The organism is Clavibacter vidaverae, from assembly GCF_047529985.1.
Classification (GTDB): Bacteria; Actinomycetota; Actinomycetes; order Actinomycetales; family Microbacteriaceae; genus Clavibacter; species Clavibacter nebraskensis_A.
Genome location: NZ_JBLJAM010000001.1, coordinates 876,900 through 896,071, shown reverse-complemented (window position 1 = coordinate 896,071; position 19,172 = coordinate 876,900). Strand labels below are relative to the sequence as shown.

14 protein-coding genes are annotated in these 19,172 nt (G+C 72.4%); 9 read left to right on the top strand and 5 right to left on the bottom strand.

All coding sequences use genetic code 11. From position 1 onward, the window contains the following. Positions 1-101: 101 nt before the first annotated feature. Positions 102-1,091 (bottom strand): lipoyl synthase, encoded by a 990-nt coding sequence (lipA, locus tag ACMT9T_RS04145; RefSeq protein ID WP_414744371.1) that lies wholly within the window; start codon positions 1,089-1,091, stop codon positions 102-104. Then, positions 1,088-1,789 carry a lipoyl(octanoyl) transferase LipB gene (gene lipB / locus ACMT9T_RS04140; protein WP_414744370.1) on the bottom strand — a complete coding sequence of 234 codons (702 nt, stop codon included), beginning with the start codon at positions 1,787-1,789 and terminating at the stop codon, positions 1,088-1,090. The genes lipA and lipB overlap by 4 nt, the downstream gene beginning before the upstream one ends. Positions 1,790-1,883: 94 nt before the next feature. On the opposite strand from lipB, the gene ACMT9T_RS04135 reads away from it, so the two are divergent. The 7 genes from ACMT9T_RS04135 to ACMT9T_RS04105 all read left to right on the top strand — a co-directional run bounded on the left by ACMT9T_RS04135 (position 1,884) and on the right by ACMT9T_RS04105 (position 13,301). Beyond that, positions 1,884-2,765 (top strand): siderophore-interacting protein, encoded by an 882-nt coding sequence (locus ACMT9T_RS04135; RefSeq protein ID WP_414744369.1) that lies wholly within the window; start codon positions 1,884-1,886, stop codon positions 2,763-2,765. 165 nt (positions 2,766-2,930) lie between these two features. Beyond that, positions 2,931-9,704, top strand: coding sequence for a PA14 domain-containing protein (locus ACMT9T_RS04130; protein ID WP_414744368.1), 6,774 nt, complete (start codon positions 2,931-2,933; stop codon positions 9,702-9,704). Positions 9,705-9,928: 224 nt separating this feature from the next. Further along, positions 9,929-10,363, top strand: a complete 435-nt coding sequence (locus tag ACMT9T_RS04125) for a hypothetical protein (RefSeq protein ID WP_414744367.1) — start codon at positions 9,929-9,931, stop codon at positions 10,361-10,363. Positions 10,364-10,434: 71 nt separating this feature from the next. After that, the gene (locus ACMT9T_RS04120; protein ID WP_414744366.1) at positions 10,435-11,244 is read left to right on the top strand and encodes a toxin C-terminal domain-containing protein; all 810 of its coding nucleotides are present in this window, start codon (positions 10,435-10,437) and stop codon (positions 11,242-11,244) included. Then, positions 11,245-11,832, top strand: a complete 588-nt coding sequence (locus ACMT9T_RS04115; RefSeq protein WP_414744365.1) for a hypothetical protein — start codon at positions 11,245-11,247, stop codon at positions 11,830-11,832. A 361-nt stretch (positions 11,833-12,193) separates the two neighbouring features. After that, the gene (locus ACMT9T_RS04110) at positions 12,194-12,457 is read left to right on the top strand and encodes a hypothetical protein (RefSeq protein ID WP_414744364.1); all 264 of its coding nucleotides are present in this window, start codon (positions 12,194-12,196) and stop codon (positions 12,455-12,457) included. Between the two features lie 181 nt (positions 12,458-12,638). Beyond that, positions 12,639-13,301, top strand: a complete 663-nt coding sequence (locus ACMT9T_RS04105; protein ID WP_116054849.1) for a YitT family protein — start codon at positions 12,639-12,641, stop codon at positions 13,299-13,301. Positions 13,302-13,311: 10 nt separating this feature from the next. Here ACMT9T_RS04105 and ACMT9T_RS04100 read toward each other — a convergent pair whose 3' ends face one another. Next, on the bottom strand, positions 13,312-13,794 hold the full coding sequence (locus ACMT9T_RS04100) for a DUF3817 domain-containing protein (protein ID WP_414744363.1): 483 nt from the start codon (positions 13,792-13,794) through the stop codon (positions 13,312-13,314). A 383-nt stretch (positions 13,795-14,177) separates the two neighbouring features. Here ACMT9T_RS04100 and ACMT9T_RS04095 point away from each other — a divergent pair, with 383 nt between their 5' ends. Continuing rightward, complete coding sequence (locus ACMT9T_RS04095) at positions 14,178-17,549, top strand: sialate O-acetylesterase (RefSeq protein ID WP_414744362.1); 3,372 nt, start codon at positions 14,178-14,180, stop codon at positions 17,547-17,549. A 39-nt stretch (positions 17,550-17,588) separates the two neighbouring features. Here the strand turns inward: ACMT9T_RS04095 and ACMT9T_RS04090 are convergent, their stop codons facing one another. Then, a complete protein-coding gene (locus ACMT9T_RS04090; protein ID WP_414744361.1) occupies positions 17,589-18,266 on the bottom strand; it encodes a cation diffusion facilitator family transporter in 678 nt (225 codons plus the stop codon). Further along, positions 18,263-18,616: a Cd(II)/Pb(II)-sensing metalloregulatory transcriptional regulator CmtR gene (gene cmtR / locus ACMT9T_RS04085; protein ID WP_414744360.1), complete on the bottom strand. Its 354-nt coding sequence runs from the start codon at positions 18,614-18,616 to the stop codon at positions 18,263-18,265. The genes ACMT9T_RS04090 and cmtR overlap by 4 nt, the downstream gene beginning before the upstream one ends. 115 nt (positions 18,617-18,731) lie before the next feature. On the opposite strand from cmtR, the gene ACMT9T_RS04080 reads away from it, so the two are divergent. Then, entirely contained in the window at positions 18,732-19,169 is a 438-nt protein-coding gene (locus ACMT9T_RS04080) for an arsenate-mycothiol transferase ArsC (RefSeq protein WP_414744359.1), read from the top strand. Positions 19,170-19,172 lie beyond the last annotated feature (3 nt).

The window sequence follows — 19,172 nt, the reverse complement described above, 5'->3', positions numbered from 1 at the left end:
CGGTGCCTCCGACGATAGGGCGCGCACCTGGCCGCGGACCCGGGAGCGGCCCGTTCGTCAGCGAGCCGACAGGTCCGCGGCGTGCGGAGGACCTGGCGCGGTCAGCCGACGGCCTGCGCGAAGCCGCGCGACGGGTCCGCGAGGTGGCCGAGCCCGGCGGGCAGCGCGCGCCCCTTCGCGGCCATCGACTGCGCCCACAGGCGCCCCGCGCGGTACGACGAGCGGACGAGCGGCCCGGCGAGCACGCCGAGGAACCCGATCGCCTCCGCCTCCGCCTTGATCTCCACGAACTCCTCCGGCCGCACCCAGCGCGCGACGGGCAGGTGCCGCGGCGACGGACGGAGGTACTGCGTGACGGTGATGATGTCGCAGCCCGCGTCGTGCAGGTCGGCCAGCGCCTCGGACACCTCCTCGCGCGTCTCGCCCATGCCGAGGATGAGGTTCGACTTGGTGATGAGGCCCGCGTCGCTTCCTTGCGTGATCACGTCGAGGGAGCGCTCGTACCGGAAGGCCGGGCGGATCCGCTTGAAGATGCGCGGCACCGTCTCGACGTTGTGCGCGAACACCTCGGGGCGGGAGGAGAAGACCTCGGCGAGGAGGTCCGGGTTCCCGGAGAAGTCGGTCGCGAGGATCTCGACGCCCGTGCCGGGGTTGTCCGCGTGGATCCGCCGCACGGTCTCGGCGTGCAGCCACGCGCCCTCGTCGGGCAGGTCATCGCGGGCCACACCCGTGACGGTCGCGTAGCGCAGGCCCATGCGCCGCACCGAGTCGGCGACGCGGCGCGGCTCGTCGGTGTCGTAGTCGGCGGGCTTGCCGGTGTCGATCTGGCAGAAGTCGCATCGTCGCGTGCACTGGGATCCGCCGATGAGGAACGTCGCCTCCCGGTCCTCCCAGCACTCGTAGATGTTCGGGCACGCCGCCTCCTGGCAGACGGTGTGCAGGTCCTCGGTCTTCACGAGCTGCTGGAGCGCCTGGTACTCGGGCCCCATGCGGGCCGTCGTCTTGATCCACTCGGGCTTCCGCTCGATGGGCGTCTCCGCGTTCCGCACCTCGAGGCGGAGCATGCGGCGGCCGTCCGGCGCGGCGCTCATGCGCGGGCCCCGGCGACGGAGGGGAGGGGAGCGGTTGCGGGCATGGCGGATCCGTTCGGTGCGAGGACGCGGAGGAGGTGCGGGCGGAGGAGGGGGACGACGTCGGCCGGCGTGACCGTGCGGCCGAGGACGCGGCTGATCGAGGTGACGCCGGCGTCGCGGATGCCGCAGGGGACGATCCGGTCGTAGGCGTCGAGGGCGTTGCTGCAGTTGAGGGCGAAGCCGTGCATGGTGACGCGCTCGGCGACGCGGACGCCGATGGCGGCGACCTTCTCGTCGCGGGGCGTGCCGTCGGGGGCGGCGCCGCGGATCCAGACGCCCGAGCGGCCGTCGACGCGGCACGACGCGATGCCGAGGTCGGCGAGCAGGCTGATGAGGGCGTCCTCGAGGCGGCGCACGTGGGCCACGACGTCGAGGGGCTCCGGCAGCCGCACGATCGGGTAGCCGACCAGCTGCCCCGGGCCGTGCCAGGTGATGCGGCCGCCGCGATCCACGTCGACGACCGGCGTGCCGTCGCGCGGCCTGTCCTCCGGCTCCGTGCGCCTCCCCGCGGTGTACACCGAGGGGTGCTCGAGGAGGATGACGGTGTCCTGCGCCCGGCCCGCGACGACGTCGGCATGCAGGGCACGCTGACGCTCGAGGGCCTCGATGTACGGCACGGAGTTGGCGCTTAGCCCCGTGACGACGATGTCGACCACGCGGCCAGCATAGGCGCGGGATCCCGCACGGGCGAGGGCGCGCGCGGGTCCGTCGCGTTGCGGGGGAGGAGCGCGGGGCGGAGGATCGTCCTCGATGACCGACTCCGCCGCACCCGCCGTCCCCGACCGTCCCGTCCGCGCCGCGCGGTCGCAGCACGTGCTAGAGGTGATCCGCACGGAGCGGCTCACGCCGCACCTCGTGCGCGTGCACCTGGGCGGGGAGGGGACGCGCGCGCTGCTGGAGCAGGCGGTGCCGGAGCGGCTCGCGTCGACCGACGCCTACGTGAAGCTGATGCTGCCGCAGCCGGGATCCGGCGTCACGCCTCCCTTCGACCTCCCGGCCCTGCGCGCCGCCCTGCCGCCCGAGGCCCTGCCCGCGGTGCGGACGTACACGCTGCGCCACGCGGATCCGGCCGCCGGCACCTGCGCGATCGACTTCGTCGTGCACGGCGACGAGGGGCTCGCCGGTCCCTTGGCGGCGTCCGCGCAGCCCGGCGACCTGGTCGCGGCGAGCGGGCCGGGCGGGCTGTACCGGCCGAGCGCGGACCCGGGCGTCATGCGCGTGCTGCTCGGCGACGACTCCGCCGTGCCCGCGATCGCCGCGGCGCTCGCCGCGATGCCCGCGGGCGCGACCGGCGTCGCGCTCGTCGAGGTGGAGGGTCCCGCCGACGAGCTCCCGCTCGCGCACCCCGCGGGTGTGGAGCTGCGGTGGATCCACCGCTCGCGCGTCCCCGAGGCCGTCCCGGGCGCGCTCCTCGTCGAGGCCGCCCGCGCGCTCGCGCGTCCCGACGGCGAGGTCGAGGTCTTCGCGCACGGCGAGCGCGGCGCGATGAAGGAGCTGCGCGCGCTCCTGCAGGACGGCTGGGGCATCGACCGCCGCGCCCTCTCGCTCTCCGCCTACTGGGCGCTCGGCCGCGCGGAGGACCGCTTCCAGGCCGAGAAGCGCGAGCCGGTGGGGGCGATCTTCGCGGAGTGATCGCGCCCCCGGGCCGGGGGCGCGGGGGTCGAGCCGGCTCCCGCGGAACGGCCTGTGGAAAGACAGCCGATTCTTGCTGTGCTCGGACCCTATTCTCAGCTCCGCGACCGCACGGCGGCCGCGGATGCGGGTGCCTGATCCGTCTGCTCGAAAGGGAGCACTCGGATGCGTCCTGCACGCCGTCTCACCTCCACCGCCGTCCTCGTCGCCTTCGCGCTGGTCGCCGAGGTCCTCGTCTCCCTGCCGGCGGAGGCGGCGGAGACGCCGACGCGTCCGGTCGCCTCGGTCCCGGCGCTCACGTCGGACGACGTCGACGTCGCCACGCCCACGATCCCCGCGGGGACGGTCGACGCGCCCGCGTCCGCGTACGCGCAGGCTCCCGCCGACCCGACTGCTCCGACGGCTCCGGCCGACTCCTCCCTCACGGCCTCCGCGGCGGCCCGGCCGCACCGGACCGCCTCGGTGACCCAGCTCCAGGACTCGGCCCAGCTCACGGACCGGTCGCAGTTCGCGGACACCTACGCGAACGGCGACGGCACGTCCTCCACCGTGCTGTCGCAGACGCCGCTCAACGTGCAGGACAAGTCGGGGGACTGGGTGCCCGTGAACACGGACGTCGACGTCCGCCCGTCGGGATCCGCGGCGGTCGCCGACCACCCCCTCGCTCCGCGCTTCGCCGACTCCGCCGCCGACGCCGGCGTGCTCACCATCCACCACGACGGGCACGTGCTCCGGTACACGCTCGAGGGCGCGGCCGACAGCCGGTTAGAGCGGCCGAGCGCCGACGAGGTGCAGTACCGCGGCGTCTTCCCGCAGACCGACCTGCACTACGCCGTCACCGCGGGCCAGGTGAAGGAGGAGCTGGTGCTCGCGGCGCCGCCGATGGAGGCGGCGCCCTCGTGGACCTGGCACGTGAGCTCGCCCGGGCTGCACGCGGCGCAGGACGCCGACGGCGCGATCCTCTTCACCGACCACGACGGCGCGGTTGTCTTCGGCATCCCCGCCCCGCGCATGTACGACTCGAGCGGTGTCGCGGACGTCCAGGAGCCCGCGGACGCGCCCGTCGCCACGACCCTCGCCGCGGACGGGGACGGCTGGGCCATCCGCATGGCGCCCGACCCGGCGTGGCTCCGGAGCGCGGACCGCGCCTACCCCGTGCATGTGGACCCCTCCTCGGTCGCCTCCTGGTCGAACGACCAGCACGCGTACAAGTCCGACGGCACGCGGCTCACCGACGGCAGCGTCCGCATCGGCAACTCGCGGGACCACGGCGACAAGTACTGGCGCACCGTCGAGCACTTCGACTACGAGCAGCTCTTCGGCAAGCAGGTGCTGAGCGCCCGCATCGACGGCTCGTACTACAACGGAGGGACGAAGGCGCTCTTCGGCGGATCCATCAGCGCAGCGACCTCGTTCTCCTACAACGGGGTCGGCGATCGCCTCAGCCAGTTCGCGATGTCGGACAACGGATCCGCGCAGGACGACCGGCTGTCGGACGAGATCGCGAAGTACGTGCGTGACGGCTCGCGTGGCGCGTACCTCATCATCGGCGGCGACGAGCGGCCCGGCGTCTACACGTACAAGTCGATCGCGGTCGCGCTCGTCGTGACCTACAAGGACATGCCCACCGCAGGTGCGGCGATCGCCCCCTCTCCGGCCGACGGAGCGCGCGGTCCCGTGATGCCCACGCTCGCCATCTCGGGTACGGATCCGGAGAACACCGGGCTGCAGTACTTCTACCGCATCAGCGCAGGCGACGACCCCGAGGTGAACCCGGTGTGGGAGTCAGGCTGGGGCGCCCAGCGGGTGAAGGTGCCGTTCGGCGCGTTGAAGCCGGGCACGAGGTACCACTGGAAGGGCTACGTGAAGGACGGGTACGACGGGGTGCGCGGCACCTCCGCGCTCGGCATCTCCTCCACGTGGAGCTTCACCACGAACACGCCGGCGATGACGGCGCAGGCCGGTTCCGCACCGACGGACGGATCCGTGATCACGACGACCACACCGACCCTCACGGCGCCGACCATCACCGATCCCGACGGCGATCCCGTCAAGTACCGCTTCCAGATCGCCTCCGGCGCCGACGGCACCACGGGCGCCGTGGCCACGTCCGGCTGGCAGGCGGGCACCAAGTGGACGGTGCCGGCCAACTCGCTGCAGGACGGCGGGCGGTACACCTGGTCGGTGCGCGCGTCCGACGGGTACGACGAGCCTCCGGTGACGTGGACGGACAAGATCCGGGTGGATCGCCGCGTCGGCGACGCCGGCCCGGCCCCGACGGACACCGCGGGTCCCGTCAGCGTGAACCTCGCGAACGGCAACGTCGGCCTGCGCTTCGCGTCGCCTACCGTCCAGACGGTGGGCGGCAGCATGGGCCTCGGATTCAGCTACAACTCCATGCAGGCCGGGAGCGGCGGTCTCCTCGGCCGCTACTACGACGGTGCGGCGCCCCTCGGCGAGGGCGATGCCTGCCACGCCGACGCCGGCACGCTCGCGACGACCCGCACCGACCCGTCGATCTCCTTCGACTGGGGCGACGGCTCGCCTGCACCGGGAGTCGACGCGGACAACTTCTCCGCCAAGTGGACGGGCTTCCTCCACGTGCCCACCACGGGCACCTACACGTTCGGCATGACGCGCGACGACGGCGGCTGCGTCCGGGTTGACGGCTCCACCGCGTACTCCGGGTGGCGCGACGACCACGTCGCGCAGGACACCACGGGATCCACGCCGACCGCGCTGACGCAGGGCAAGCCCGTGCCGCTCGAGGTGGACTACTTCGAGCACGCGGGGGAGGCCGGGGTCTCGTTGTGGGTCACGGATCCGGCGGGGGCGCAGTACGTCGTCCCCGCCGACTGGTTCACCCGCACGGTCGACACGCTCCCCGCCGGATGGTCGTCGACCACCGCGCTCGAGGGCGACGCGGGCGACTGGTCGCGCGCCCAGGTCACGGACTCCGCCGTGATCCTCACGGACTCCTCCGGGACCGCGCACACCTACACGCGGACGACCGGCGACGGATCCGGCACCGGCTACACGGCGCCGACGGGGGAGCACGACCGCGTCTCGCTCGACCAGTCGCGACAGGTCGTCGTGACCGGCGACGACGGCACCATCACCACGTTCGACCCGTCCGGACGGGTGCAGGGCGTCACGGGGCCCGGCGACGCCCTCAAGCGGGCGACGCCCCTGTCGACCCGTCGTCCGGGCACGGGACTCGTCGACCGCGTGTCCGACCCGCTCTCCGCGCTCGGCACCTCGCCCGAGACGTACGGCCGCGAGGTCCGCTTCGCGTACTCCGGCGACACCGCTGCGTCCGTGGGCCTCGACGCGAAGGACACGGACTCCACGGGATCCGCCTGCCCGGTCGCCGCCGGGTTCGCCGCGCCGCCGGTCGACATGCTCTGCCGCATCGTCTACCCGGGTCACGTCGCGGGAGCGGCGGACACCACACGCCTGTCCTACGACGCCCACGGCAACCTCGTGCGCATCACGGATCCGGGGGACGAGGTCACCGACCTCGCCTACGACGGCGGGCGCCTCACCGCGGTGCGCGACGCGCTCGCGGACGACTGGCTCGCGGCGGACGCCCGACGCACCGCCGACGCGAACGTGGCCACGACCATCGCCTACGACGCCTCCGGTCGCGCGACCACGGTCACGCTCCCGGCGCCCGACGGCGTCACGGCGGCGAAGCGGCCCACGAAGTCGTACGTCTACGGATCCGGCACGACCTCCATCGACGTGCCGGCGCTCGGCCTGCCCGCGGGCACGCACGCCTCGACCGTGACCTACGACGACGCGTGGCGGCAGACGAGCATCACCGGACCATCGGGGCTCACGGCCTCCTCGGAGTGGAACCAGAAGGACCTGCCGTTGGCGTCCGTCGACGCGCAGGGGCGGAAGTCCACCACGATCTACGACGCGCAGGACCGGCCGACGGACTCCTACGGCCCCGCGCCCGCGTCGTGCTTCGGCTCCGATCGCGTGCCCACGGCGGCCTGCGCCGCGACGACGGCGCACTCGTCGACCGGCTACGACGGCGGGCTGCACGGGCTCGACGCCGTCTGGTACGACAACGGCCGGCTCACGGGAGCACCTCGGGCCTACGGGTTGGGCGTCGGCAACGCCGACGACAGCGTCGACCAGGACTGGGGGAGCGGCAGCCCGGCGGCCGCCGGCGACGGCTTCCCCTCGGACGGCTTCTCGCTGCGGCTGACGGGACTCGTCACGGCTCCGCAGGACGGCGACTACACGTTCGCCACCAAGGCCGACGACGGCACGCAGCTGTTCCTCGACGACATCCCGCTGATCGACGCGTGGGGCGCGAACCCCGGCAACGAGGTGCGGGCGACCCACGCCGTGCACCTCGCGGCGGGGCAGACGGCGCGCATCCGCATCCAGTACAACGAGGGCCAGGGCAACGCGGCGCTCAAGCTCGAGTGGCAGATCGGCAACGGCGCCACTGTCGTGGTGCCGGGCAGCGCGCTCACGCCCGACTACGGGCTGCAGACGAGCGTGACAGCCGCCGACCAGGCGCCGACGGGCGTGGCCGGCATCAGCTCGTCGCAGATCTCCTCCGCCACCTCGGTCACGCAGTACGACGAGCCGTGGCTGGGCATCGCGACCGCGTCGGTGGTGGATCCGAAGGGCCTCGCGCTCACGCACTCCACCACCCACGAGGCGCGCGGTTCCGGGTACCTGCGGCGCCTCACGCGCACGCTGCCCGCGCAGGCGAACGTGGCCACCACCAGCGCGTACTACGGCCCGGCGGAGACCATCGCCTCCGCGTGGGGCGCGAGCGGCAAGGTCTGCGGCGTCGACGCGGCCACTCCGCAGTACGGGGCGACGAAGACCACCACGGGAGCGAAGCCCGCATCGGGCGACGCCATCGTCACCTCGTTCGTCTACGACGTCATGGGACGCGCGGTCGGATCGAGGCGCTCCGGCGACGCCGACTGGTCGTGCACCTCCTACGACGCCCGCGGGCGGGCCACGTCGAGCACCACGGCCACCTTCGGGTCGGTCGCGGCGCGCACGGAGAAGACCGACTACGCGGTCGGGGGTGATCCGCTCACAGGAGCGGTCTCCGATGGCGCCGTCACCGGATCCACGAGCGGCGGCACCGTCACGACCGTGGCGAACCTCCTCGGCCAGGCGGTCACGTACAGCGACGTCTGGGGCACTGTCACGACCATGTCGTACGACGCGGCGGGACGGGTCACCTCGACGGTCGCGACTCCGCCCTCCGGCGCTGCCCACACCACCGCGTACGAGTACGACATCGACTCCCGGGTCGACGTGATGCGCGTGGACGGCAAGGTCGTCGCCGATCCGACGTACGCGAAGGGCGAGCTCACGGGGATCACCTATCCCTCCGGCGCGACCGGCGCGGGCAACGGCTCGTCGCTCTCCGAGATCACGCGGAACGGCGCAGGCGCGGTGACCGGCATCGGCTGGTCGTTCCCCGGGAAGCAGACCGCCGTCACCGATCGGGTCGTCCGCTCGCAGGCGGGCGACGTGCTGCAGGACACCACGGGCGACGGGAGCACGAGCAACGTCTCGACGTACTCGTACGACGCCGCCGGTCGCCTCGTCGCGGCTGTCATCCCGCACCACCGTCTCGCCTACGGGTTCGACGCGCTCGCCGGATCTGCAGCCTGCACACAGGCGGGCGCGATCGCCGCCGCTGGTCGGAACGGCAACCGCACGTCCTCGTCGGACGTGCTCGACGGCGGGACGCCGACCACCGTGGCGTCCTGCTATGACGGCGCGGACAGGCTCATCGGCACCACGGTGGCGAACGCCCCCGCGGACGCCTCGCCGGTGAACCGCTCGCTGACCGCCGCGCAGCTCGTCTACGACGCGCACGGCAACACCGTGCAGCTCGCGGACGAGACCCTGTCGTACGACGGCGGGGACCGGCACACGGGCACGAAGCTCGCTGACGGCTCGTCGGTGACGTACATGCGCGACGCGACGGATCGCATCGTGCAGCGGACGGAGACGACCGCGGCCGGCGTGAAGACGGTCACGCGATACGGCTTCACGGGGAGCGGCGATGCACCGGACTTCGTGCTCGACGTGTCGAGCGCGGCGACCGAGTGGGATCTGCCGCTGCCGGGTGGCGTGACGGCGGAGTTCCGCACCGGGTCGGCCGTGTGGTCGTACCCGAGCATCCACGGCGACATCCTCGTCACGGCGGACCAGGCCGGGGCTCGTGCTCCGGGCCTGGCGGTCTACGACCCGTTCGGCCAGGTCGAGGATCCGAAGACGGGTGCGCTGGGCACGGTGGCGGCGAACCAGTCGGGTCCGGACACGCAGCAGGGGAACGCGGACTACGGGTGGCTGGGTCAGCACCAGAAGCTCTCGGAGCACCTGGGCGGCATCGCGACGGTGGAGATGGGGGCCCGGCAGTACGTCGCGGCGCTGGGGCGGTTCCTGCAGGTGGATCCGGTCGAGGGCGGGACGGATGACGACTACGCGTATCCGAACGATCCGATCAACGCGTTCGACCTGAGCGGGCAGCTCGCGATCCTCATTCCCATCGCTGTCATCTTGGCCGTTGCCCTCGGTCTCGCAATCCTCGCCGCTGCCGTCGTGATCGGCGCAGTCTGGATTGGACTGCAGATCGGTTCCTGGCTGAAGACGACCGCTTTCCCCTGGATAGGCCAGGTGTTCAGCAAGCCGAAGCCCAAGCCGCCGGCATCGAACGTGCCGCCTCGGCACTCGCACGAGTCGGCCTCGTCACGAGCGGCCGCAGAAGCACGGGCCAAGGATTTGTCGAGCAAGAAGAACAATGACAAAGGGCCCTTGTGTCGAGCCTTCCGGAACATGTGCAAACGAGGCGACCATTATCACGTCGACGTCACGACTAGGGCGGGGCGAGTAGTGGGTACGCATCACGTGTACTTCCCGCGCAATTACAATGGAAACTAGCGGTTGGTGGCTGGATCGTTACCATGGTACGGTCGGCGGAGTCACTCGCACGGCGTTATTAGCGTCCGAAATGCTGTGTTGCGCGAGGTGCGTCAACCATCAAGGTAACGCGCGTCATTTGAGAACTGAGTCGTCGGTCAGCTCGCGGCCGAAGGCGCGGCGAGGCGGCCAGCGATTCACGTATCGAGGCATCGCATCGCATCGAAGTAAAGGAAGGGATCTCAATGTGGGTCGATGACGAGGGTTTGTTCCACACCATGCATGTGTGGAAGGTGATAGAGCTGCTTTCAGATTCGCTGTCGTCCGAGCTTGTATCGGCGCCCAAGAAGGCATTCGAGGTGCTCATGCATGACGTCCAGCGCGTCAGCGGCGACGTGGTCGACTCGCTTGTTGAGGTAGATGAGTGGGCGGATCAGGGTGAATATGTCGAGAGGGTTCTGCCGGACTCCTACTTGGAGGTCATTCGGATGCCGTCCACGATGGAGGAGCTGCGAAAAGAGCTCGTCACCCTTCCCTGGGCGGTTCCGCTCCAATGGCGCATGGATGCATCAATGCTGGGAGTCGACATCGTGGCACTGGCTTCAGCACGGCGCGCCACGATCAAGTCGCGCGTGATGAGGAGGCTGGGAATCACGCAAACACTGCAGCCGCGGGCTTAGGCATCCGCGCTGTGCCCCAGCATCCCCCGAAGACATAGTGTCACTGTACGGTTGCGCGCCCCTGAACATGCGTGTTTTACCGCATCCACGGCGACATCCTCGTCACGGCGGATCAGGCCGGGGCGCGTGCTCCGGGCCTTGCGGTCTACGACCCGTTCGGTCAGGTCGAGGATCCGAAGACGGGTGCGCTGGGCACGGTGGCGGCGAACCAGTCGGGTCCGGACACGCAGCAGGGGAACGCGGACTACGGGTGGCTGGGTCAGCACCAGAAGCTCTCGGAGCACCTGGGCGGCATCGCGACGGTGGAGATGGGGGCCCGGCAGTACGTCGCGGCGCTGGGGCGGTTCCTGCAGGTGGATCCGGTCGAGGGCGGGACGGATGACGACTACGCGTATCCGAACGATCCGATCAACGCGTTCGACCTGAGCGGGCAGCTCGCGATCCTCATTCCCATCGCTGTCATCTTGGCCGTTGCCCTCGGTCTCGCAATCCTCGCCGCTGCCGTCGTGATCGGCGCAGTGTGGGTCGGGCTACAGATCGGTTCCTGGCTGAAGACGACTGCTTTTCCCTGGATAGGCCAGGCGTTCAGCAAGCCGAAGAACCCCAACGCAGGCAAGGGGCAGCCGGTCACCGATAAAGAAGCCCAAGCAGAAGCGGAGAAGCACGGGTACGTCAAGATCAAGCAGCGATCGATTCGAGACCGAGCCATCTTCAAGAAGAAGGGCGAGAAGGACTACATCACCTACGATCGAGGGAGTTGGGGAGGAAGCGGTCATAACGGCGGTTTCTGGAAGAGGGCTTCGTCGGTCGCTGCACTGAACAATCGGTGGACACGAGGTGGCACCTGGAACAAGGACCTCACTCGCAGGATTGGAGATTGAATGTCGAACATCGAGGGTGAGGAAGAGTGGAACGTCTGGGTTCGCCCACGGCGCTCGATTCCTTCAATCTTGACACGAACCATCGTTCGTCTTTCGGGCATCGGTCGAGAGGGGATCTCAGGTCCGTGGTCGACGACGTACGTTGCCTTCTCGGTCGGACATCTGGATGCCGTGATAGCAGCTCTGCGCTCTCCCCATCGGCGTGAGGGGGAAGCTGGCAGCGATGACGTTCGAATTCACCTCGTCGCTACGATCGGAGAGCGCTTGCGCCAAGACAAGGCGTTCTATCGTCACAGGGATCGGCAGGACTTCCACGACGATGAGATGATGCCCGAGTTCGTCGTTCCGCTTATCTTCAGCGAAAGGGCCGCCCGAGCTCTCGTGAGTGTGATCAATGCTGTTCCTCGCGGCGACCGCGCCATCCTCCTGAATCCGCGACGCGTGCTCGTCTTCGGCTTCTGGAGAGGATCGGATCTGACGTTTCGCGACGCTCTGATCTCCGATGATCCGTGCATCTGCGACGAGGAGTTCCGTCAAGGGCTCATTGAGGATTTCGAGCGGTACCGCGACGACTTGGCTGCTCATTAGGACTCGATGCACGCTCCGAGCGGCTCGTCGTCCCGCGCTCGCGAGCGGCACGATGATGCCCGCGACGGTGGGGCCCCGTCTGTGCGCCGTGGTGCGGGCCGTCAGATCGCCCGCATGATCTTCCCGTGGCGCCGCCGCCCGCGCGTCGTGACGGAGCCGGAGCCCCGCCTCTGCCACCTCCGCAACCCCGCCGTACCGCCGCCGCATGAGTGGCTGCCGCCCGGGATCGCCGGTCGAGTCCGCTTTTCCGGGTACCCGCACCCGTGGGTGATGGCCCGGTGCATGCACCACGACTGACGACGCGTACCGGCTCATGCTCCCGGAGGACGAATTCCGATACGGAGAAGGCGACGACGAGTGGATGGTCGGAACCGCCGAGTCGGCGAGCGAGCCGTGGCCGGAAGGATCGCTCATCGACGTCGTCACGACCGCGCTCGAGGTGGAGTGGGACGCCTCCCCGGAGGCGGGGGAGGAGGCCCGGGCGTGGTTCGTCCGGGATTCGCAGCGCAGGTGGGAGAGCCTCACCGCGAAGGAGCGTCGGTCGGTCGAACGGCTCGTCGGCCAGCGTGAGGCGAAGACGACCCACGGGTACGTCGACGTCGGTCCCCTCGACGGCCCCATGTGAGCCCGTGCGCCGGTGAAGGGTGAAGGGTGAAGGGTGAAGGGTGAAGGGTGAAGGGTGAAGGGTGAAGGGTGCGAGCCGGCGCCGCGTCATGCGCCACCCCGCGGATCCGCCATGCTGGTCCCTGCGCGGCACGCGGCACGACCGCCCGCGCGGATCCCGTCCCCTCACCCCGGAGACCGCCATGACCGCTTCCGCGTCCGAGCCCCTGCCCACGCCCATCGCCCCCTCGCCCGGCGAGGCGACCACCGCGGGGATCCCGCACTCCGTCATCGAGGACGTCCTGGGTCTGCTCACCGGCACCTTCGTCGCGTCGTTCGGCCTGTTCCTGCTGCGCGACAGCGACGCCGTCACGGGCGGCACCGCGGGACTCGCGCTCCTGCTGAGCTACACGCACGTGCTGCCGTTCGGCGTGCTGTTCTTCGTGGTCAACGCGCCGTTCTTCGCGCTCGCCGCGTGGAAGAAGGGGTGGCGGTTCACGATCCGCACGGCCATATCGGTCGCGCTCGTGTCGCTCTTCTCCACGCTGCACCCGCTCATGGTCACCGGGCTCGACCTGCAGCCCGTCTACGGCGTGCTCGCGGGGAACCTGCTCGTGGGGATCGGCCTGCTCGTGGTCTTCCGCCACGGATCCAGCCTCGGCGGCTTCAACATCGTCGCGCTCATCGTGCAGGAGCGGTTCGGGTTCCGGGCCGGGTACGCCCAGATGATCCTCGACGTGATCGTGATCCTGCTCGGCCTCACGGTCGTGTCGGTCGTGGGCGTCGTGTGGTCGGCGCTCGGCGCGGTGCTGCTCAACCTGGTGCTCGCGCTCAACCACCGGCCGGGGCGCTACACCGGCATCTGATCGGCGGCGGTCAGTCGCGCGACGCCGCGTCGCCCGCGGCGTCGGCGGGCTGGCGCAGGTACCCGCGGCGACGCAGCCCGACCTCGAGCGGCAGCGTCGCGAGGGGCGGGATCGCGGCGACCCCGGCGAGGAGCGCGGGCTTCCAGCCCCAGCGGAGGCGGATCGCGGCGACGGCCGTGACGATCACGTAGAGCACGAACGCGGCGCCGTGCAGACGGCCGAAGACGTAGACGCCGAGCTCGGTGGTCTCGGTCACGTACTTGAGGAACATGCCGACGAGGAGGCCGGTCCACGTGACCGCCTCGACGACCGCGATCACCGCGAAGAGCCGGCCGAGGCGCGACGGGCGGTCGGAGCGGTCGCGCGTGCCGCGGACGAGCGCCGCGAAGCCGGTGGCCGGGGCGGTGGCGGGGCCGACGGCGGCGGACGATCCCCGGGGGCCCGATCCGGACTCGGCGGGCGGGGCGGCGTCGGGGTGCGGGACGTTCGTCATGGGGCCTTCCGGGGCGGGGGGATCCTCGCGGGATCCGACGGGCGGGGCAGGACGCGACCAGGGTACGGGGCGGGGTCGGGCGGCAGCTGGGCGGCGTCTCGCGCCGGACGCGGACGTGGAGGCGGCGGATCGCCGCGTCGACGCCGGGTGTGCATCTCCTGGGAGCCGTGCGGGAGCGGGGCCGTGACCGGACACGTGTCATGCACCACATGGAACGTGTGGCAGCATTTCCACATGAGGTGAATCTCGCCTCGACGATCTGGGGGGATCAATTGGGGGAGCACCACTCTGCCGTCCGCCGTGCCACGACACGGGGGACGCGCACCGCATCGGCGCGCGCACGCGCACGACTCATCGCCGGCATCACCGGGCTCAGCCTCGGGGTGACGCTGCTCGTCGCCGTCGAGCCGACCGCGGCTCCGGCCGAGGCGGCCACGGCCACGGCGTCGGCGTCCGCGCGCGTCATCGCGCCGACCGCGAGCGTCGTGCCGCCGCCGGCGACGGCGGCAGGCCAGCCGACCGCCTCGTCGATGATGCGCCTGCTGCAGGTCACGGCCGCCACCGCGCCGTTCACCTCGACGCCCGCTCCCGTGATCACCGGCAAGGCCGTCATCGGCCAGCGCCTCCTGGCGACGACCGCGCGCTGGACCCCCGCCGCGACGACCAGCAGGTACGCGTGGCTGGTCGACGGCGTCCCCGTGAGCGGCCAGACCTCGACCGCGTACACCGTGCGCGCCGCCGACGCGGGATCCGTCATCACGGTCGCCGTCACGGGCAGCCGCTCCGGATACGACGCCAGCACGCAGACGAGCGCTCCGACCGCCGCCGTGCCCACGCCCGTGGTCGCCGAGTTCAGCGCGGCCCCGACGCCGACCATCGCCGGATCCGCGCAGGTGGGCTTCACGCTCACCGCGCGCGCCGGCACCTGGACCCCGTGGCCGACCTTCTCCTACGCCTGGACCCGTGACGGCGTGCTCATCGCCGGGCGGACCGGGGCCACCTACCGGGTGACCGAGGCCGACCGCGGCACGGCGATCGCCGTGCGCGTCACCGGCACGAAGACCGGGTACGCGACGACCTCGGTGACGAGCGCGGGCCTGACCGTGCCGGCCGCGGCGCCCACGCCGACGCCGACGCCGACGCCGACGGTCGCGCCGACGCAGGCCCCGTCGCCTGCGCCGACGACCGCTCCCGCTCCCACGCCGACGACGGCTCCGCAGCCGTCGCCGACCCCGACGACGGATCCCGCGCAGACCCCCGGCCCGACCCCGACGGTCGCGCCCACCCCGACGCCGACGCCGGCCCCCACGACGCCGGCCGCCGTGCCGTTCACCGCGGCCGCGACGCCCACGATCGCGGGCACCGCGCGCGTCGGCTTCACGCTGTCCGCGCGCGCCGGGGTCTGGACGCCCTGGCCGACGTTCTCCTACGCCTGGCTCCGCGACGGCGTCGTGATCGCCGGGCAGACCGGCGCGACCTACCGCGTGCAGGCCGGGGACGCGGGATCCCGCATCAGCGTCGCCGTGACCGGCACCAAGACCGGCTACGCGACGCAGACGACCACGAGCGCCGAGCTCGCGGTCCCCGCGGCGAGCACGCCGACGCCGACGCCGACCGCGCCGACCCCGACGCCGACCGCGCCCGCGCCCACCCCGACGCCCGACACGCCGTCGCCTTCGCCGACGCCCGGGACGCCGACGCCGACGCCGACCCCGACGCCCACCGCGCCCGCCCCGACCCCGGAGCCGACGACCCCGCCCGCGGACGCGCCGTACCCGGTCGCCTCGACCCCGACCATCGCCGGCACCGCCCGCGTCGGCTTCACGCTGTCCGCGCGCGCCGGCGTCTGGACGCCGTGGCCGACCTTCTCCTACGCGTGGACCCGCGACGGCGTGCCGATCCCCGGCCAGACGTCCGTGACCTACCGCGTGCAGGAGGGCGACCAGGGATCCACCATCGCCGTGATCGTCACCGGCACGAAGGCCGGGTACGTCACCCAGTCGATCGCCAGCGCGGGCCTCCTCGTGCCGCTGCCCGAGGCCCCGCCCGAGCCGCCGGCGCCCACGCCCGACCCCGAGCCCGTCCCGGACGTGGCCTTCGAGACGGTCGGCGCGCCGACCATCACCGGTCTCGGCCGCGTCGACTACACGCTGAACGCGCGCTCCGGCACCTGGTCCCCGTGGCCGTCCTTCTCCTACGCGTGGCTGCGCGACGGCGTCGTGATCCCCGACCAGACGGGCCCCAGCTACCGCGTCGTCGCGGGCGACGTCGGCACGAGCATCGCCGTCGCCGTCACCGGCACGAAGACCGGCTACGTCACGCAGGCCGCCACGAGCCCGGCGATCCCGGTGGTCGAGACGCCCGTCACCCCGCCGCCGCCCCCGCCGGCCGTTCCGTTCGAGGCGACGACCGTGCCCGGGATCCAGGGCACGCCCGTCGCCGGGACCGCGCTCCGTGCGGTCACCCCCGCCTGGACGCCCGAGGCCACGGCGTACTCCTACGCCTGGGCCCGCGACGGCGTGACCGTGCTCGGCGCGACCGACGCGACGTACGAGGTGCGCCGCGCGGACGCCGGGTCGCGGATCACCGTGACCGTCACCGGATCGCGCACCGGCTACCAGGACGCCAGCCGCACGAGCGAGCCGACGACGCAGGTCGTGGACGCCCTCGACCTGCCCCCCGCGGCGCCCGCCCCGGCACCCGGCGACGAGCCGTTCCGCGCCACGGCCGACCCCGCCATCACGGGGACCGGCGCCGTCGGATCCACCCTCACGGCGGAGACGCCCGAGTGGACCCCGGCCGCGACCGAGCTCACCTACGCGTGGAAGCGGGACGGCGTCGTCGTCCCCGGCCGCACCGCGTCGACCTTCGTGCCGGCGCCGCGAGATGCCGGGACGCAGATCACGGTGACCGTCACCGGGCGGGCCGACGGCTACGCGCCGACCTCCCGCACCTCCGCGGCGCGCGCCGTCGCCTCGACGGGGGAGGGCTACGACGTCGTCGTGGTGCTCGGCCAGTCGAACGCGCAGGGCGTGGGCACCGGGTGGGATCCGTCGGTCGACGTGAGCGTGCCCGGCCTCGACCAGCTCGCCGGCAGCGGCGCCAAGGCGGGGCAGATCGTGCCCGCCAAGGACTCGCTCAGCCACGTCACCACGTGGACGACGTCCGGCGGCGTGCAGTCCGTGGGCCCCGGGATGGAGCTCGGCCGGCACCTGCTCGCCGAGGCCCGTCCCGGCCGCAAGGTGCTGCTCGTGCCCGCCGCGCTCGCCTCCACCTCGATGACGGGCGACGGCTACTACGCGTGGAACCCGGCGGACACGCGCGCGCGCGTCAACCTGTTCACCCGCGCGCTCGGGCAGATCGACAAGGCGCTCGCGCAGGATCCCGACAACCGCCTCGTCGCGGTCGTCTGGGCCCAGGGCGAGTCCGACGCGACCCGCACGAACGCCGCCGGCTACCAGGCGATGCTGCTCGACCTCGTCGACCGGCTGGACGCGCGCTACGGCGCGGTGCCGTTCCTCATCGGCGGCATGGTGCCGGAGTGGCTGAACGTCTCGTCGATGCGCCAGGCCATCGACACCGCGCAGCAGGGCATGCCCGCGCTGCGGGCGAACGTGTCCTACATCCCGGGCGCCGCGGGGAGCAACCGGAGCGAGGACATGATCCACTACACGGCGGCCGGCGCTCGGCTGATGGGCGACCGGTACTTCGCCGCCTACCAGCGGGCGACGGGCGCCGCGCAGCTGCCGGGGTAGCGCCGCCGAGGAGGGCAGCCGGGACGACCCCGGCCGCCCTCAGCAGCAGCCGCGCTCGTCGTGCGCGTCGTCGGGGCGCTCGCCCGTGAGCGCCCCGACGGGCACGGCGCACGCGTCGCCGCGCCAGGCCTCGAGCCCCTCGCGGACCGCGAACGCGGCGATCGCGAGACCGGCGACGGGATCCGCCCACCACCACCCGAGCGCGGCGTCGAGCAGCAGCCCGACGAGGAGCGCAGCGGACAGCCACGCGCAGACGAGGGTCTGTCGCGAGTCGGCGACCGCGCTCGCGGAGCCGAGCTCGGTGCCCGCGCGGCGCTCGAGGAGGCTGAGCACGGGCATGACGGCGAGGCTGAGGGCCGCGAGGACGATGCCCGTCGGGCTCGGCTGCGCCCCGGATCCGCCGGCCAGCGCGAGCACGGCGTCGACGGACACGTAGGCCGCGAGCCCGAGGAACGACACCGCGATGAGCCGGAGGGCCGCGCGCTCCCGGCGCTCGGGATCCGGCGCGGAGAACTGCCACGCGACGGCCGATGCGGCGAGCACCTCGACCACCGAGTCGAGCCCGAACGCGACGAGCGCCGTGGACGAGGCGACGGTGCCGGCCGCCAGCGCGACGACCGCCTCCACGGTGTTCCACGCGATGGTGCCCGCGACGATCCAGCGGATGCGGCGGCGCAGCAGGTCGCGACGGACGGGGGCGAGCGCGGCCGCGGTCACGCGCCGGGCTCGCAGCAGCCGGGGTCGCAGAGGGCGGGATCCGCGCACGCGCGCCCGTCGTCGACCGCGAGCACCGCGTCCACGAGGGCGCGGATGCCGCGCGCCACGTGCGGGTCCGCGATCTCGTAGCGCACGCTGCGTCCCTCGGGCACGGTGCGGACGATCCCGCAGCCGCGGAGGCACGCGAGGTGGTTCGACGCGTTCTGCCGGGTGAGGCCCAGTGACTCCGCGAGGAGGGCCGGGTAGGCGGGGCCGGCGAGCAGCTCCACGAGGATGCGGGAGCGCGTGGGATCCGCGAGCGCCCGTCCGAGTCGGGTCATGACGTCGATGCGCGGGGCGAGGGTGATCACACGCTGACGGTACAGCATCCGCTGTATCGACGAGGAGAGGGCGGACCGCCCGCCGGATGCGAGGATCGAGGAGACGCGCCGATCCGCGGCCGACCACCCACCCACGGAGGACCCCATGCCCGACCGCGCCCCGCACGTCGTCTTCGTCTGCGCCCGCAACGGCGGGAAGTCGCAGCTCGCCGCCGCCCTCATGCGGCACGACGCGGGGGAGGCGGTGACGGTCGCGTCGGCCGGCACGGATCCCGGGTCGTCGCTCAACGCGCTCGCGGTGGAGTCGCTCGCCGAGCTCGGCGTGGACGTGGGCGACGAGCGCCCCAAGCCGCTCACCGACGAGATGGTGCGCGCGGCCGACCTCGTGGTGGTCCTCGGCGCCGAGGCCCACGTCGACGGCGACCAGGGCGTGGCGGTCGAGACGTGGATCACGGACGAGCCCTCCGAGCGCGGCATCGACGGGATGGAGCGGATGCGGCTCGTGCGCGACGACATCCGCGCGCGCGTGGACGAGCTGCGCGGCCGGCTCGTGGGCGACGGGGGAGCGTCGGCGAAGGGCTAGGCG

What these genes read in the sequence shown, in the direction of transcription:
- ACMT9T_RS04110 (WP_414744364.1), top strand. Translation starts at nt 12,194, where the DNA reads ATGGTCGGAACCGCCGAGTCGGCGAGCGAGCCGTGGCCGGAAGGATCG.
- ACMT9T_RS04105 (WP_116054849.1), top strand. Translation starts at nt 12,639, where the DNA reads ATGACCGCTTCCGCGTCCGAGCCCCTGCCCACGCCCATCGCCCCCTCG.
- ACMT9T_RS04130 (WP_414744368.1), top strand. Translation starts at nt 2,931, where the DNA reads ATGCGTCCTGCACGCCGTCTCACCTCCACCGCCGTCCTCGTCGCCTTC.
- ACMT9T_RS04115 (WP_414744365.1), top strand. Translation starts at nt 11,245, where the DNA reads ATGTCGAACATCGAGGGTGAGGAAGAGTGGAACGTCTGGGTTCGCCCA.
- ACMT9T_RS04125 (WP_414744367.1), top strand. Translation starts at nt 9,929, where the DNA reads ATGTGGGTCGATGACGAGGGTTTGTTCCACACCATGCATGTGTGGAAG.
- ACMT9T_RS04080 (WP_414744359.1), top strand. Translation starts at nt 18,732, where the DNA reads ATGCCCGACCGCGCCCCGCACGTCGTCTTCGTCTGCGCCCGCAACGGC.
- ACMT9T_RS04135 (WP_414744369.1), top strand. Translation starts at nt 1,884, where the DNA reads ATGACCGACTCCGCCGCACCCGCCGTCCCCGACCGTCCCGTCCGCGCC.
- ACMT9T_RS04100 (WP_414744363.1), bottom strand. Translation starts at nt 13,794, where the DNA reads ATGACGAACGTCCCGCACCCCGACGCCGCCCCGCCCGCCGAGTCCGGA.
- lipA (WP_414744371.1), bottom strand. Translation starts at nt 1,091, where the DNA reads ATGAGCGCCGCGCCGGACGGCCGCCGCATGCTCCGCCTCGAGGTGCGG.